Source organism: Bradyrhizobium sp. STM 3809 (assembly GCF_000239795.1).
GTDB lineage: Bacteria > Pseudomonadota > Alphaproteobacteria > Rhizobiales > Xanthobacteraceae > Bradyrhizobium.
Genome location: NZ_CAFJ01000177.1, coordinates 1 through 14165 on the forward strand (window position 1 = coordinate 1; position 14165 = coordinate 14165).

The following is a 14165-nucleotide window of genomic DNA, read 5'->3' on the forward strand; positions in this document are numbered from 1 at the left end:
AACCAGCCCATGTTCGGCTCGCTCGGCTCCTCGCCCAAGGCAAGCTCGGCATCCTTCAATTCCCTAAGTAAGGAGTGCCATTGCCGATGCAAGGCAACGAGCTGGTGCCAGGTCGCAAGAACGTCATCGCGCGCCGCGCCGGGCTTGGCGGCCCACACCGCGGCGGTCGTGATCGCCCGCTCAACCCGTTGAAGAAGCTCGGAAAAGCCTGACTTCTCGAGGTCGGCGCGCATCTTCTCGGCCTGCTCGTCCGGATCCGGCGAATGGTGGTGATCGTGGGCGAAGGCGGCGATGATGGCGGCCCTGAGCTTGTGGGCCTCGGGGTGGGCGAGCTCCAGCGCGGCCACCTCCTCGAGGTGGTCGTGCAGCAGCCAGGGATGGTTGATCAGGCATTGCAGGATCAGGGCCTCGCGGCGCGAGATCGCCGAGCGCTGGCCGCGCATGATCGGGCTCATCGCGAGCTGCGGGCTCGCCGCCATATAGGGGCCGCGGGCCATCGCCGGGCCTGTGGATGGCGCGCCGCCGCGGCGGCCGCCCCCTGTGGATAACCGCCCCTGCTGTCCGGAACCGGGACTCCGGGGGCCGAACCGGCGTCCTGATTCGGCACCATAGCCGCGGCCGAAACCCCGGCCGCCATCGGGGGCGAAGGCCTGGTACAGCCGGTTGCTGAGGTCCTGCTTGTAGTATCGACGTACCACCTCGTCGGCGATGCCGCCGGTGAGCTGGCCGATCCGCGCCTCCAGCGCGGCGCGGCGCTCCGGAGTGTTGAAGCTGCCGCCCTCGATCTCGCGCGACCAGATCACCTCGGCCAGCGGTTTGGCGATCTTCAGCACCTCCTCGACCGCGCCGCGGCCGCCGGAGCGGACGAGGTCGTCGGGGTCCTGACCCTCGGGCAGCAGCGCGAAGCGCAGGCTTTTTCCCGGCTTGAGCAGCGGCAGCGCCAGGTCGGCGGCGCGATGGGCCGCCTTCTGGCCGGCGCGGTCGCCGTCGAAGCACAGGATCGGCTCGTCGACCATCTTCCAGATCAGCGACAACTGGCCTTCGGTGAGCGCCGTGCCGAGCGGCGCCACCGCGCCGGCGAAGCCGGCCGCGACCAGCGCGATGACGTCGACATAGCCCTCGACCACGATCATCGGCGCGCCGTTATGCGCGGCCTGGCGGGCGCTGGCGAGGTTGTAGAGGTTGTCGCCCTTGTGGAAGAGCGGCGTCTCCGGCGAGTTGAGATATTTCGCCGGCACGTCCTTCTGCATCGCGCGGCCGCCGAAGGCGATGACGCGTCCCCGCAGATCGGTGATCGGGAACATCACGCGGTCGCGGAAGCGATCATACGGCACGGGGATATCGTCGCCGCCGACCAGCAGGCCGGCCTCGACCATGTCGTTCACCGGCACGCCCTGCGCACCGAGATATTCCTTCAACGCGAAGCGGTCCGGCGGCGCGTAGCCGAGCCGGAACTGCAGTTGCGTCTGCGGCAGGATCGCGCGATCGGCGAGATAGCCCCGCGCTCTCGCGCCGTGCCGCGAGGCCAGCGTGTCGGCGAAGAATTTCGCCGCCAGCTCCATCACGTCATACAGCGTCTTGCGCTGGCGCTCCTGGCGCGCCGCATCCGGCGTCGCCACCGGCAGCGCCAGGCCGGCGAGCCCCGCCAGCCGCTCCACGGCCTCGGGGAACGAGCAGCCCTCGGTCTCCATCACGAAGTCGAAGATGTTGCCGTGCTTGCCGGAGGAGAAGTCGTGATAGAAGCCCTTCTGGTCGTTGACGTAGAAGGACGGCGTCTTCTCCTGCTGAAACGGCGACAGCCCCTTCCACTCCCGCCCCGCCTTCTTGAGCTTGACGCGCTTGCCGACGACATCCGAGACCGGAAGCCGGGCGCGCAGCTCATCGAGGAATTCGGGCGTGAAGCGGGCCATGGGCGGCGTGGCGGTCCTGTGCTGTGGACTTACGCATATAGGCAGCCGTGTACGAAATGTGAACTTCCTCGGCCTTGTCCGGGCTATTCACAGGCCGCGCTCTCTCGGCTAAGGCGCCAGGAAGCGGCCGGAGGCGATGCGGGCGGTCTCGTCGACGGGCCAGTTGTAGACATAGGTCCAGGCCTCGCGCGCCGAGCCGTCGGCCAAGGTGACGCCCAGGCGCTGGCGGAGATATTCGGTTGGCTGGGCAAAGCCCTCGCCGCAGGCCTCGTACATGTCGAACTCGCGCAGCATCGGTTCGGGCTGGTGCAGCCGGAACAGTTCGCCATGGACGACATCGGCCGCGTTCTCGGACAGCACGAGGCCGGGATAATGCTGGATGCGATAGAGCCGGCCGCGGCAGTGGGCCTCCGCGACGAAATCGGCATTGGCCGACAACAGCCGCGCCATCGGATGGTCGAAGCCACGCATCAGGGTGCCGTAGACGAACAGCAGGTCAGGGGTCGGATCGGAACTCATGCCGCCTGCATAGCCGCCCCGGCGCGGCAAGGCCAGCTCACGCCGCGCCGCGCGCCGGCAGGATCTCGTCGCTGACGACGTGGAATTTGGTCAAGGTCATCCGGCCGAACGAGGTCGACAGCGCGACGTCGGCGGCATCGCGGCCGGTCGCCATCAGGATGCGGCCCATGCGCGGGGTGTTGTGGCGGGCATCGAACGTGTACCACCGGCCGGAGAGATAGGCCTGAAACCAGCCGGAGAAGTCCATCGGATAGGGCTCCGCGGGAATGCCGATGTCGCCCATGTAGCCGGTGCAGTAGCGCGCCGGGATACCCATGCAGCGGCACAAGGTCAGCGCCAGATGCGCGAAGTCGCGGCAGACGCCGGTGCGCGACTGATAGACGTCGTGCGCCGACTTCATGTGATGGGCGTGCTCATAGCCGAAGCTGACATGCTGATGGACGAAGTCGCAGATCGCCTGCACCCGCGCCCATCCCGCCGGCGCACTGCCGAACATCGACCAGGCGATATCGGTCAGCTTGTCGGTCTCGCAATAGCGGCTCGGCATCAGATACAGCAGGAGATCGTCCGGCAGCTGGTCGATCGGCAGCTGCTGCGCGGCCGGCTCGACGGCATCGGGCAGTCCGCTGTCGCGCACGATGGCGCTGCCGTGGAACGTCACGCCGCCGGACGGCGCCACCAGGCGGCCGCAGATGTTGCCGAAGCTGTCGTGGTAGAAGCTGATCGGCACCGCCGGCTCGGCGGCGATGGTCTCGGCGCCGATGATGTCCTGCCGGCGCGAGGGATGGATCGACAGCATGATCACCATTGGCGTCGCCGCCGGCGCCGCGTAAGCGATCTCGAATCCGACCTTGATCTGCATCCGTCCCCTCCTCCGCCTGTGCACAGGCTCGGCAACATCAGGCCTTGTGATCGACCGCCGGGATCGGCATCGTCATCGAATCATCATCGTGGTTTTCGACGGTCCGATCCAGATTGACCTCTGCTCAATCGTCGTTCGCCGTGGCGCCCGAATGAGCAACGACCTGATCATGACGCAGCCGAGCACGACCGCACCAACACGACTCCTTCAAAGCGACGAAGTTCCGCCGGTCCATGAGCAGAACGCGGACGGTAGCTCGGCGCTGCTCTTCACCTGCGATCACTACGGCCGCCTGCTGCCGCGCGCGCTCGGCGACCTCGGTTTGCCCGAAAGCGAATTGGAGCGGCACATCGCCTGGGACATCGGCATCGCCGGCGTCGCCGAGCAGGTGTCGCGCGCGCTCGATGCGCATCTGCTGGCGCAGCGCTATTCGCGGCTGGTGATCGACTGCAACCGCTCGCCGAAGGCGCCAAACTCGATCCCGATGATCAGCGAGCGCACCACCATCCCCGGCAATGAGGGACTGACGCATGAGGACGCCGAGCTCAGGCGCCGCGCGATCTTCGATCCCTATCACGACCGCATCACCGCCGTGCTCGACGCGCGGCAGGCGGCGGGGCGGCCGACCATCCTGGTCTCGCTGCACAGCTTCACGCCTGTCTATGCGGGGATCGCGCGGCCCTGGCACATCGGCACGCTGTATCAGCACGACAAGGTGCTGCCGCCGCTGCTCTTGAAGGCGCTGCGCGCCGAACCGGATCTGGTCGTCGGCGACAATCAGCCATATGCGGTCGGTGACAACACCGACTACACCATCCCCGTACACGGCGAAGGTCGCGGGCTGATCACGTCGGGCATCGAGATCCGCCAGAACGAGATCGCCGAACCCGAAGGCCAGACGATCTGGGCCGAGCGGCTGATCCGCATCCTCGGCGAGATTGAGAACGAGCTGCGCAGCCGGGGGCTCGCCTAACGAACTCCGAGCATCGCTCGCGACACTTGCCTGGAGCGGGTCGCCTGCCCTTCACAGTCCTTCGAGACGCCCGCCTCCGGCGGGCTCCTCAGGACGAGGGCGGAGTGTGTGGCGCTGTTTCCTCACGGCGCGATCTCTATCCACTCGTGAGCACGCCTGTGAGCGTGTTCATGACCCGGTGCGGTGCCGCCCTGGGGTCTTGACCCTCATGGTGAGGAGCGCGCCCCCTGGCGCGCATCTCGAACCAGGAGGCCCCAAGCCTCACTCCGTCATGTCGGAGGCGTCGTGATGCGACAGGAGGCCGGCGAGCCGCCACAGCGCCGTCCTGAGATCGTCGTGACTTGGCAGCCCCAACGCGAGCCGCACCGCATTGGGCGAGTGGCCGTGCGCCACTGCGAATGCGCTCGCTGGCGTGATCGCGATCCCTGCCCGCGCCGCCGCGGCGGTCAGCGCCTCGGCGCGCCAGCCTTCGGGCAGATGCAGCCAGACGTGATAGGAGCGCGGATCTGCTTCGATCCGATAGCCGGCGAGGCACTCGGCCACGATCGCCTGCCGGACCAGCGCATCGGCGCGCTTGCGTCTTGTGATCTCGGCCGCGGTGCCGTCGGCGAGCAGGCCCATGCCGGCGGCCAAGGCGAGCGAGGTCACCGACCACGCGCCGGTGCGGACGGTGGCGGCGAACTTTTCGCGCAGATGCGACGGCACGTAGAGGAAGCCGACCGCAATGCCCGGCGCGAGCCGTTTGGCGAGGCTGTCGACCACGATGACGCGCTCCTCGGCCTGCGCGGCGAGCGAGACCTGGTCGCTCAGGAAGCCGTAGACGAGATCCTCGATGATCATCAGCTCATGCTTGCGCACCAGCCTCACGATCTCCTCGCGCCGCGCTTCGCTCATGGTGAGCCCGAGCGGATTCTGCATCACGGGCTGGATGTAGATCGCGTTGAGCGCGTGCGCCCGATGCGCCTTGGTCAGCGCATCGCCGCGGACGCCTTCGCCGTCCATCGCGAGCGGCACCAGCGTGACGCCGAGCCGCGCGGCGATGCCCTTGATCATCGGATAGGTCACGGCCTCGACGCCGAGCCGGCCGCCGACCGGCACCAGCGCTGAGATCGCCGCCGCGAGCGACTGCCGCCCGCTGCCGGCGAACACGAAATTCTCCGCGCGCGGCCGCCAGCGCTCGCCGGCGAAGAACGCGGCCGCCGTGCGCCCGGCCTCGACCAGCCGGCGCTGCGTGATCGGCGCCAGCACCGGCGCCAGCTTCTCCGGCCGCTGCCAGACGGCCAGCGACTTCGCGATCAATGCCGCCTGATCGGGCAGCGTCGGAAAATTGAACTCGAGATCGATGCGGCCGTCGAACGGCTCCAGCCGCAGCGAGGGCGGCACCGGCACGGGCTCGCCCGCGACGAAGGTGCCGCGGCCGACCTCGCCGACGACGAGGCCCCTGCGCAACAATTCGGCATAGACGCGGGCTGCCGTAGATGCGGCAATTCCCCGCTCATACGCGAACTGGCGCTGCGGCGGCAGCCGGTCCCCGGCCTTCAGCCGGCCCTGCGCGATGTCCTCGGCGATGTCGTCCACAAGGGTCGTATACGAAGCATTCATGCTATATTGCACCGAGAGCAATGTTTCGATTGCACCGAGGTATGTACTGCGCGATTGCTCTTCGAACAATGCAATCGAAGACCAATAGGTGACTCATGGCATATTCCCTGGCGCAGCGTTGGGCAACTCCGCAAGTTGCTCACGGAAAGAGCAATTTGCTCCAGGTCCCCCAGCTCTGGCTGCAGCGTCTGTTCTGGCGCTCCGAGCTCGCGCTGCTCGATGCCGAGCAGATGCGCGACTGCGGGCTCGATCCGACGGTGGTCCACGACGAGGCCAACAAGCCGTTCTGGCGCGACTGACGACGACACCGCGGAGGACACAGCGATGCCGACGCTTCCGTTTCACCAAGTCGACGTGTTCTCCAAGGTTGCTTTCAAAGGCAACCCGCTGGCCGTGATCGCCGAGGCCGACGGCCTCGACGATGCGGCGATGCAGGCGATCGCCAATTGGACCAATCTGTCCGAGACGACCTTCCTGTCGCGTGCCCAGGATCCAGGCGCTGATTACCGCGTGCGCATCTTCACGCCACAGCGCGAGCTGCCGTTTGCCGGTCATCCGACGCTTGGCTCGGCCCATGTCTGGCTGGCCCTCGGCGGCCGGCCGAAGGGCGAGCACGTGGTGCAGGAATGCGGTGCGGGCCTCGTGCGCATCAAGCGCGCCGGCGACCGGCTCGCCTTCGCGGCACCGCCGCTGCGCAGGACCGGCGCCGTCGATGCGGAGCTCACGGCCAGGATTGCAGCGGCGCTCGGCATCAGGACGGATGCGATGCGCGCGGTGCAGTGGGCCGACAACGGTCCGGGCTGGATCGGCGTGCTCCTGGACTCGCGCCAGGATCTGCTGAACATCAGGTTCAACGTGCTGGCGCTGTCGCAGCAACCGGTCGGCATCGTGGCGCCATGGGATCCCGCGACGGACGGACGCGATGCGCATTACGAGGTCCGCGCCTTCACCTGGAGCGGCGCCGAGGACCCGGTGACGGGCAGCCTCAATGCAAGTCTGGCGCAATGGCTGATCGGCGCCGGAATTGCTCCGAAGCAATATATCGCCTCGCAGGGCACCGCGCTCGGCCGCGCCGGTCGCGTTCACGTCGCCCAGGACGGCGAGACCATCTGGATCGGCGGCGACGTCGCCCCGGTGGTGAAGGGCACGATCGACCTTTAAGTCGCGCGCCCTGCGTTTCGCAAGGCGCGTGGCAGCGGCTCGCTGCGCTTCCGCCAGCCGAAGGGCTCGCCTATACTTCGACCAAACAGGCGTTCTTGCATGAACATCAAGGTCGATCCGGCGGCGGTCACGCCCGAGCAGTTCTTTTCCTGGGTGACGACACAGGAGGAGCGTTACGAACTCGTCGACGGCGAGGTCGTGATGATGGCCGGCGCCGGCCGGCGGCACGACGCCATCGTGGTCAATCTGACAGCGGTGCTGCACGCCCAGACGAGGGGCGGCTCGTGCCAGACATTCACCGGTGATACTTACGTCATCACGTCACCCACGACCAGGCGCATGCCCGATCTCGGCGTCGATTGCGGCAAGCCGGATGAGGATTCGCTGGTGGCAGACCAGCCAGCGCTGCTGATCGAGGTGCTGTCGCCGACCACCGGTGGCTTCGACGTCACGGTCAAGCTGGCCGAGTATCAGGCGCTGCCCAGTCTCGACTACATCCTGTTCGTCGACACCGACAGCCCCAATGTCCATCTCTATTCACGCGCTGCAAGCGGCGCTTGGACGGATATCGTGCTCAAGGGGCTCGAGGCGGTCATTCAGCTGACGACGCTGAAGGTCACGCTCGAGCTTCGCGAGGTCTATGCCGGCCTCGACTTTCGGCCAAAGCCGCGCCTGGTCGAGTAAGCGCGAATTGTGCGGTCATCGCCGTCTCAGCGCGCTCGCGTCAGGGCCAGCCAGACGCCACCGCCGATCATGAAGCCGCCGGAGATGCGCGAGACCAGGCGGGTGCGCCTTGCCGAGAACATTTTTCGCGCGCGGCCGGCGAGCAGGGCATAGACGGCGTCGGTCAGGCCCGCGACCACCATGAAGGTGACGCCGAGCAGCGCGACCTGCGGCACGTGATCCCGGCTCATGTCCATGAACTGCGGCAGGAAGGCGCCGAAGAACACCATCACCTTGGGATTCGACAGCAGCACCACGAGGCCCTGCAGGAAAAAGCCGCCGCGCGGCGGCGGAGGCGGCGCCTCGCCCTCGGCGATGCCTTCGACGGGCGAGCGGATCAGCTGGATGCCGAGCCAGACCAGATAGGCCGCGCCGATCAGGCGCACCCATTCGAACCAGTAGCCCATCGTGGCCATCAAGGTCGTCAGGCCCATCGCGATGATGCCGATCGCGATCGCAAGGCCCGTCTGGACGCCGGCGATGTTGATCAGCGCGGCGCGGGTTCCATGGCGCAACCCGTTGGCGATCAGCAAAGTCACGACAGGACCGGGCAGCAGCGCGAGCGCGACGCAGGCGGCGATGAAAGCGAGATAGACTTGCAGGGACATGGTTAAGGCTCGCGAAGAAGGACGCCATGTCATACACCAGAAGGATATCGCCACGCCATGCGACGCCGAGCCGGCAGACCGCCATGTCCATCCCGATAGGGAATCTCTCGACAGCCGATCGCGAGATCGTGCATCGCGCGCTCGGCGCCGCTGTCGAGGGTCCGTTCTTTCCGGAGTGGGAGTTCCACACGCTGTTCGGCCTCTATCGCTCGGAGGTCAGAGCCATCTACGAGGCCTGGCCGTCTCCGGCCTGCAACTCCGACCGGCTGCTCGCGGCGATGATCGGGTCCCTGAACCACCTGATCGGCTATCCGCACAAGCACGAGGACGCCTTTCACCAATATTTTCCGGAAGGTCGCAGCGCCCTCGCTGCGACGCTCAAGTGGGTCGCCGCCCTGGACGGCTGACGAGATGTAAGACCCCGTAAGGCTGCTGCCGGCCACTCGGCGGCTTGACACGCAACCTTTTGGTTGCATAACATCACCCCCATGGACGCGGTCTTCAAGGCCCTGTCGGACGCCTCGCGGCGGGCGCTGCTGGACAGGCTTCATGCGCGCAACGGCCAGACCCTGACCGAGCTCTGCGACGGCCTCGCGATGACGCGGCAGGCCGTGACCAAGCACCTAGCGATCCTGGAAGCAGCGAATCTGGTCACGACGATCCGGCACGGCCGCGAGAAGCTGCACTTCCTCAATCCCGTGCCGATCCATCAGATCGGCGAACGCTGGATCAGGAAATTCGAGCGCGCCAAGCTGGTCGCGCTCGGCGAATTGAAGAAGCGACTGGAGGAAGGTGATGACTGAGCCGGGCCCCGCATTGGACATCGCAACGTTCAGGCCAGAGACCGTCTATACGATCTACATCGCCGCCACCCCAGAGAAGGTCTGGCAGGCACTGACCTCGGCCGAGTTCAGCCGGCAATACTTCTTCGGCTTCGCCATCGAAGCGGATCTGCGCACCGGGGGCGCGTTCATCGTGCGCACGCCCGACGGCGCCGAGCATATCAGCGGCGAGGTGATCGTCTGCGAGCCGCCGCATCGGCTCACGATCACCTGGGACGTCAACTGGCCCGGCCTCGTCGAGGCCCTCGGCCGCACGCTCGTCACCTACGAGATCGAGCAGGCTGGCGCCGCCGTGCGTCTCACCATGACCGAAGCGCATGAGCGGCCGCTGTCGGACGACATCCTGTCCGGCGGACGCCAGGGCTGGCCGGCGATCCTGTCGAGCCTGAAAAGCCTGCTCGAAACCGGCAAGCCGCTCGCCGTGCAAATGGCGCCGCCGGAGCGCATGCTGGCGGCGTTGAAGGCGATGGGGATCGGCCTGTCGTAACGAGCGGCTTGCGGATCTGTCTTGTCAGAGCGACGTGTCGCGTGACACTGTGGCATGTCTCGAAATTTTGAAGCCTCAGTGTCGAATGTCGATGCCGGACGTCCATTCTCAGCATCGCGCCGGCATCGCACTCGTGGTTGCGGCCGCTGTCGCCTGGAGCACCGCGCCGTTCTTCACGAGGCTCCTCCATCTGGATTCCTGGACTATCCTGTTCTGGCGCGGCCTGTTCGGCGGCAGCTTCATCGCCTTGTTTGTCGTCGTCGCCCAAGGTGGGCGCGGAGCACGAAACCTCGTCCGACTCGGAACGGGCGGGACGCTCGTTGCTTGCCTTTCGACCCTTGCGATGCTGGCATTCATTCCCGCCCTGCAACTGACGAGCGCCGCCAACGTCGCGATCGTCATTGCCGCCCAGCCGTTTACGACGGCAGCGATCGCCTGGTTCTGGCTCCGCGAAAAGCCTTCCAATGCAACGATCCTGGCGAGCCTGGTCGCGTTCGGCGGCATCGCCGTCACGGTGAGCGGAGCTCTCGCCGCTGCAGATCTGCGCGCGATCGGGCTCGCCATGCTGATGATGCTCGCCTTCGGTGCCATGACTGTGGCGATGCGGCGATACAAGGACACGCCGATGGTCGCGGCAGCGGCCGTGTCCAACCTGCTCGGATCGGCTGTCAGCATCCCGTTTGCAGGAGACCTGTTGGCCGTCTCGGCGGTCGACGTCGGCACGCTGGCGATGTTCGGCCTCTGTCAGGTCGCGCTCGGGCTCACCCTGTTCTCGCTCGGCGTCAGGCTGCTGCCCTCCGGGCGCGCATCGCTGATCGCGACATTGGAAACACCGCTGATGCCGTTCTGGGTCTGGCTGGCGTTTTCAGAGCTGCCGAGCGGGCGCGCGCTCGCCGGGGGCGCTCTGGTCATGATGGCCGTGATCGCCGATATTGTCGGCAACAACCGCAAGCCTCAGGCCGCGTGAAAACCAGGCGACGTAAAATTGGCGGCCCGTTCAGGACACCGCAGCGATCTGCGGAATGCAGGCCAGTACGCCGCCGACCTGGACCGCGTTGCTCAGCATGCCGCCCCAATGCAGCCACCGCAGCCGGCGCACGGCGGTCGCATCGCCGCAATCCCGCTCGCGGATGCGCACGTCCATCCGCTGCAGGAACCAGCGCCGGGACAGCAAAGCAAAGCCGGCCACAGCGCCGATCCCCAAGGCGAGCAAGGGCCGGCCGTCCGCCAAGACGGCCATCGTGCCGATGCCACCGGCGATCGCCAGTGCCACGAAGTAGGAATTGAACATGCCGCGCAGCAGCCGCGTCACCGGGACGATGTCGAGGCGCACCAGCAGGAACGCCGGTGCGGCGAGCAGCAGATAGAACATCGGCAGCAGCAGGATGATAGTGGCGAACAAGGCGATGTTGTCAGGCATGATCCTCCCCTTCTCCCCGACCAGGGCCATCGCATTTGACGATCGCAGTTTTGAGTTCGTCTGTCACCGCGTCGTCATGGCCGGGCTTTCGCCGCGCCGAAGCTGCTACGGCCGCGCAGGCGGGACAAGCCCGGGCATGACGGAGTCAATCACTTAGCCGAATGGTCCGGCGCGACGACCGCCGATCCGCAGAGGACAACGAGCGTGCACGGCAACGGCCAGTGCCGTCATCGCAGCTTTCGCCGGGCGCGCTTACGCCGGTGCCACGATCCGGCGGTAGAGGTGCCAGGTCGCATGGCCCAGCACCGGCACCGTCACCAGGAGCCCGAGAAAGTATGGCAGCGCCGAGACGATCAGCAGCACGGTGATGATCGCGGCCCAGCCGATCATCGGTCCGGGACTGGCCACGACCGCGCGGACACTGGTGATCATCGCGGTGACGAAATCGACATCGCGATCCAGCAGCAGCGGAAACGACACAACGGTCAGCGAGAACAGCACCAGCGACAGCGCCGCGCCGTCGAGATTGCCAATCGCGAGGAACAGCAGGCCCTCATTGGTGGTCAGCACCACCGTCATGAATTCCTTGAAGCTGGAGAACGAGGCGTTGAGGCCGAGCAGCAGCGCGATCAAGAGGCGCACCTGGTACATCCAGATGACGAAGAAGAACAATGTCACGAACGCCATCCAGCCGATCTCGCCGCGCGAGATGATGGTTCGCCAGATCGCGCCGTAGGAGACGGGCTGGCCGAGTTCGCGGCGGCGGCTGATCTCGTAGAGGCCGATGGCCACGAACGGGCCAATCAACGCGAAGCCTGCCGCCAGGGGATAAGCGAGATAGACCATGCCGAAGGCGGTCACGCACAGCACGATGCTGACGCCGCCGAGCACATAGATCAGGCCGAAGGCGAGCCCGAACAGCGGCTGCGCCTGGAAATCGCGCAGGCCTTGCGTCAAGGCCTCGGCAATATCGGCCGTGGTGATGCGGCGCACCACGGGATCAGTGCGTCCCGAAACGGATGCGGTCATCGGCGGTCCCTCCTGACTGTCTTTGTTGAGCCGATGCTAACAGCGGGAGGGCTACGATTTCAATTTCAACTTGTGTGCAGGGCGGGAACGAATCTTCCTTTTGCGCTCGCATATCTCCGCGCCGTCATGGCCGGGCTTGTCCCGGCAATCCACGTCGTTCGGCATTCTCGGAAAGACGTCGATGCCCGGGCCTTCGCCGCGCCGAAGGGGCTTCGGCCCCGCCGGCGAGACGAGCCCGGGCATGACGGAGTAACAAATGAACAGGTTTGCCCGCCGTACACGCTGACGGTCGGGCGCGACAGCCTACCCCCGCGACCGCAGCTCGCGCCTGAGCACCTTGCCCGTCGCGGTCATGGGCAGGCTGTCGGTGAACTCGACATGCCGCGGATACTCATGCGCGGCGAGCTTCACCTTGACGAAGTCCTGGATCTCCCGCGACAGCGTATCATTTGCAACGAAGCCCGGCCGCAGCACGATCCAGGCCTTGACCGCCTCGGTACGCACGGGATCGGGAATGCCGACGACGGCGGCGAGCGCGACGGCGGGATGCTTAAGCAAGGTGTCCTCGATCTCCGCCGGGCCGATGCGATAGCCGGCCGAGGTGATGACGTCGTCCTCGCGGCTCGCGTACCAGAAATAGCCGTCCGCATCCTGCGTGCCGAGATCGCCGGTCAGCAGCACGTCGCCCGCGAACTTCTTCCGTGTCGCCTCGGGATTGCGCCAATATTGGATCATCGTGCAGGGATTGGGCTGGCGAACGCCGATGATGCCGCGCTCGCCCCGCGGCAGCTCCTCGCCCTTGTCGTTGACGATCACGACCTCGAAGCCGGGCGTCGCCTTGCCCATCGAGCCCGGCCGGATCGGAAACAGACTTGCGTTGTTGCCGACGACGAGATTGCACTCGGTCTGGCCGTAGATCTCATGCGCATCGATGCCGAAGGTCGCGCGCACCCAGTCGAGCAGCTCGGCGCCGAGCGACTCGCCGCCGGTGAGGATGCTGCGGAGCTTCACCCCGTCATGCTTGACGTTGGCCTGCCGCATCAGCTTCAGCGCGGTCGGCGGCAGGAAGACGTTGCGCACCTGATAGTCCGCCATCAGCTGCATCGCCGCCTGCGGCACGAACTTCTTGGCCCGGTAGCCCACCACGGGCACCGCGTGATACCAGGCGGGAAACAGCACATCGAACAGGCCGCCGATCCAGGCCCAGTCCGCCGGCGTCCACATCACGTCGCCGGGCTTCGGCAGGAAGCCGTGCACCATCTCGACATTGGGCAGATGCCCCAGCAGCACGCGATGGGCGTGCAATGCGCCCTTGGGATTTCCCGTCGTGCCCGAGGTATAGATGATGATGGCAGGATCGTTGCTCGAGGTGGCGACGGTTGGAAACTGACCGGAGGCCTGCTCCAGCGTCGGCCAGAACGGCCGGGCGCCATTGCCCTCGCCGTCGGTGACGTAGATCGTCTTCAGCTCCGGCAATCGATCGCGGATGCGCGCGAGCTTGGCGAGACCCGCCGTGTCGGTGACCACGACCTTGGCGCCGGAGTTCTGCAGCCGGAATTGCAGCGCGTCCTCGCCGAACAGCGTGAAAAGCGGCACCGAGACGAGACCGGCGCGGAACGCGGCGAGGTGCACGATCGGCAGCTCGAGGGATTGCGACAGGAACACCGCGACGCGATCGCCCTGCGCGAGGCCGTCGGCCTTCAGCACGTTGGCGAAGCGGCAGGAATGGTCGCGCAGCTCGTCGAAGGAGACGCGGCGCGCGGCACCATCCTCCTCGACGACGATCAGCGCCAGGCGGCCCGAGCCGTCGGCGTGGCGATCACAGGTCGCGGCGGCGATGTTGAATTGCGCCGGGATGTTCCAGCGGAAGTCGCGGTACAGCTGGTCGTAGTCGGACGTTTCCTGAAGCATGGCGGAGGTGTTTCCCTCTCGGTTGTTTGCCGAGCAGCGGCTCGGTTACCTACCTCTCCCCGCCTGCGGCAGGGGTATCGCATATGGCGATCGATGTTTTGCGCCCATGTCCTCCCGC

16 protein-coding genes are annotated in these 14165 nt (G+C 66.6%); 8 read left to right on the top strand and 8 right to left on the bottom strand.

The window, feature by feature from the left end; all coding sequences use genetic code 11:
• From dnaG to BRAS3809_RS09715, 3 genes are all read right to left on the bottom strand, one after another.
• Positions 1 to 1910 (bottom strand): DNA primase (gene dnaG / locus BRAS3809_RS09705; protein WP_035655895.1); only part of this gene is annotated, 1910 nt, incomplete at its 3' end.
• A gap of 108 nt (positions 1911 to 2018) precedes the next feature.
• Positions 2019 to 2429 (bottom strand): gamma-glutamylcyclotransferase family protein, encoded by a 411-nt coding sequence (locus tag BRAS3809_RS09710; RefSeq protein WP_008961909.1) that lies wholly within the window; start codon positions 2427 to 2429, stop codon positions 2019 to 2021.
• A gap of 37 nt (positions 2430 to 2466) precedes the next feature.
• Positions 2467 to 3291 (bottom strand): transglutaminase-like domain-containing protein, encoded by an 825-nt coding sequence (locus BRAS3809_RS09715; RefSeq protein ID WP_008961910.1) that lies wholly within the window; start codon positions 3289 to 3291, stop codon positions 2467 to 2469.
• Positions 3292 to 3460: 169 nt separating this feature from the next.
• On the opposite strand from BRAS3809_RS09715, the gene BRAS3809_RS09720 reads away from it, so the two are divergent.
• Entirely contained in the window at positions 3461 to 4264 is an 804-nt protein-coding gene (locus tag BRAS3809_RS09720; protein ID WP_008961911.1) for an N-formylglutamate amidohydrolase, read from the top strand.
• Between the two features lie 261 nt (positions 4265 to 4525).
• Here the strand turns inward: BRAS3809_RS09720 and BRAS3809_RS09725 are convergent, their stop codons facing one another.
• The gene (locus BRAS3809_RS09725) at positions 4526 to 5935 is read right to left on the bottom strand and encodes an aminotransferase-like domain-containing protein (protein ID WP_083839078.1); all 1410 of its coding nucleotides are present in this window, start codon (positions 5933 to 5935) and stop codon (positions 4526 to 4528) included.
• 86 nt (positions 5936 to 6021) lie between these two features.
• Between BRAS3809_RS09725 and BRAS3809_RS36540 the strand changes: the two genes are divergently transcribed.
• The 3 genes from BRAS3809_RS36540 to BRAS3809_RS09735 all read left to right on the top strand — a co-directional run bounded on the left by BRAS3809_RS36540 (position 6022) and on the right by BRAS3809_RS09735 (position 7711).
• Positions 6022 to 6165, top strand: coding sequence for a DUF1127 domain-containing protein (locus BRAS3809_RS36540; RefSeq protein WP_008961913.1), 144 nt, complete (start codon positions 6022 to 6024; stop codon positions 6163 to 6165).
• A 25-nt stretch (positions 6166 to 6190) separates the two neighbouring features.
• Positions 6191 to 7027, top strand: coding sequence for a PhzF family phenazine biosynthesis protein (locus BRAS3809_RS09730; protein ID WP_008961914.1), 837 nt, complete (start codon positions 6191 to 6193; stop codon positions 7025 to 7027).
• 99 nt (positions 7028 to 7126) lie between these two features.
• Positions 7127 to 7711 carry a Uma2 family endonuclease gene (locus tag BRAS3809_RS09735; RefSeq protein ID WP_008961915.1) on the top strand — a complete coding sequence of 195 codons (585 nt, stop codon included), beginning with the start codon at positions 7127 to 7129 and terminating at the stop codon, positions 7709 to 7711.
• A gap of 26 nt (positions 7712 to 7737) precedes the next feature.
• Here BRAS3809_RS09735 and BRAS3809_RS09740 read toward each other — a convergent pair whose 3' ends face one another.
• The gene (locus BRAS3809_RS09740; protein ID WP_008961916.1) at positions 7738 to 8358 is read right to left on the bottom strand and encodes a LysE family translocator; all 621 of its coding nucleotides are present in this window, start codon (positions 8356 to 8358) and stop codon (positions 7738 to 7740) included.
• A gap of 83 nt (positions 8359 to 8441) precedes the next feature.
• Here BRAS3809_RS09740 and BRAS3809_RS09745 point away from each other — a divergent pair, with 83 nt between their 5' ends.
• The 4 genes from BRAS3809_RS09745 to BRAS3809_RS09760 all read left to right on the top strand — a co-directional run bounded on the left by BRAS3809_RS09745 (position 8442) and on the right by BRAS3809_RS09760 (position 10654).
• Positions 8442 to 8765, top strand: a complete 324-nt coding sequence (locus BRAS3809_RS09745) for a hypothetical protein (RefSeq protein ID WP_008961917.1) — start codon at positions 8442 to 8444, stop codon at positions 8763 to 8765.
• Between the two features lie 81 nt (positions 8766 to 8846).
• Positions 8847 to 9161, top strand: coding sequence for an ArsR/SmtB family transcription factor (locus tag BRAS3809_RS09750; protein ID WP_008961918.1), 315 nt, complete (start codon positions 8847 to 8849; stop codon positions 9159 to 9161).
• Positions 9154 to 9687, top strand: coding sequence for an SRPBCC family protein (locus BRAS3809_RS09755; protein WP_008961919.1), 534 nt, complete (start codon positions 9154 to 9156; stop codon positions 9685 to 9687). The genes BRAS3809_RS09750 and BRAS3809_RS09755 overlap by 8 nt, the downstream gene beginning before the upstream one ends.
• A 91-nt stretch (positions 9688 to 9778) precedes the next feature.
• A complete protein-coding gene (locus BRAS3809_RS09760; protein ID WP_035655898.1) occupies positions 9779 to 10654 on the top strand; it encodes a DMT family transporter in 876 nt (291 codons plus the stop codon).
• A gap of 30 nt (positions 10655 to 10684) precedes the next feature.
• On the opposite strand, the gene BRAS3809_RS09765 is transcribed toward BRAS3809_RS09760, so the two are convergent.
• The 3 genes from BRAS3809_RS09765 to BRAS3809_RS09775 all read right to left on the bottom strand — a co-directional run bounded on the left by BRAS3809_RS09765 (position 10685) and on the right by BRAS3809_RS09775 (position 14047).
• On the bottom strand, positions 10685 to 11107 hold the full coding sequence (locus tag BRAS3809_RS09765; RefSeq protein ID WP_008961921.1) for a hypothetical protein: 423 nt from the start codon (positions 11105 to 11107) through the stop codon (positions 10685 to 10687).
• Positions 11108 to 11359: 252 nt separating this feature from the next.
• Complete coding sequence (locus BRAS3809_RS09770; protein ID WP_008961922.1) at positions 11360 to 12136, bottom strand: DUF2189 domain-containing protein; 777 nt, start codon at positions 12134 to 12136, stop codon at positions 11360 to 11362.
• A 303-nt stretch (positions 12137 to 12439) separates the two neighbouring features.
• Positions 12440 to 14047 (bottom strand): acyl-CoA synthetase, encoded by a 1608-nt coding sequence (locus BRAS3809_RS09775; protein WP_008961923.1) that lies wholly within the window; start codon positions 14045 to 14047, stop codon positions 12440 to 12442.
• Positions 14048 to 14165: the final 118 nt, after the last annotated feature.

Excerpts from the sequence above, each read along its gene's own strand:
- BRAS3809_RS09710 (WP_008961909.1), bottom strand. The coding sequence starts at position 2,429 with ATGAGTTCCGATCCGACCCCTGACCTGCTGTTCGTCTACGGCACCCTG.
- BRAS3809_RS09715 (WP_008961910.1), bottom strand. The coding sequence starts at position 3,291 with ATGCAGATCAAGGTCGGATTCGAGATCGCTTACGCGGCGCCGGCGGCG.
- BRAS3809_RS09720 (WP_008961911.1), top strand. The coding sequence starts at position 3,461 with ATGACGCAGCCGAGCACGACCGCACCAACACGACTCCTTCAAAGCGAC.
- BRAS3809_RS09730 (WP_008961914.1), top strand. The coding sequence starts at position 6,191 with ATGCCGACGCTTCCGTTTCACCAAGTCGACGTGTTCTCCAAGGTTGCT.
- BRAS3809_RS09735 (WP_008961915.1), top strand. The coding sequence starts at position 7,127 with ATGAACATCAAGGTCGATCCGGCGGCGGTCACGCCCGAGCAGTTCTTT.
- BRAS3809_RS09740 (WP_008961916.1), bottom strand. The coding sequence starts at position 8,358 with ATGTCCCTGCAAGTCTATCTCGCTTTCATCGCCGCCTGCGTCGCGCTC.
- BRAS3809_RS09745 (WP_008961917.1), top strand. The coding sequence starts at position 8,442 with ATGTCCATCCCGATAGGGAATCTCTCGACAGCCGATCGCGAGATCGTG.
- BRAS3809_RS09750 (WP_008961918.1), top strand. The coding sequence starts at position 8,847 with ATGGACGCGGTCTTCAAGGCCCTGTCGGACGCCTCGCGGCGGGCGCTG.
- BRAS3809_RS09755 (WP_008961919.1), top strand. The coding sequence starts at position 9,154 with ATGACTGAGCCGGGCCCCGCATTGGACATCGCAACGTTCAGGCCAGAG.
- BRAS3809_RS09760 (WP_035655898.1), top strand. The coding sequence starts at position 9,779 with ATGCCGGACGTCCATTCTCAGCATCGCGCCGGCATCGCACTCGTGGTT.
- BRAS3809_RS09765 (WP_008961921.1), bottom strand. The coding sequence starts at position 11,107 with ATGCCTGACAACATCGCCTTGTTCGCCACTATCATCCTGCTGCTGCCG.
- BRAS3809_RS09770 (WP_008961922.1), bottom strand. The coding sequence starts at position 12,136 with ATGACCGCATCCGTTTCGGGACGCACTGATCCCGTGGTGCGCCGCATC.
- BRAS3809_RS09775 (WP_008961923.1), bottom strand. The coding sequence starts at position 14,047 with ATGCTTCAGGAAACGTCCGACTACGACCAGCTGTACCGCGACTTCCGC.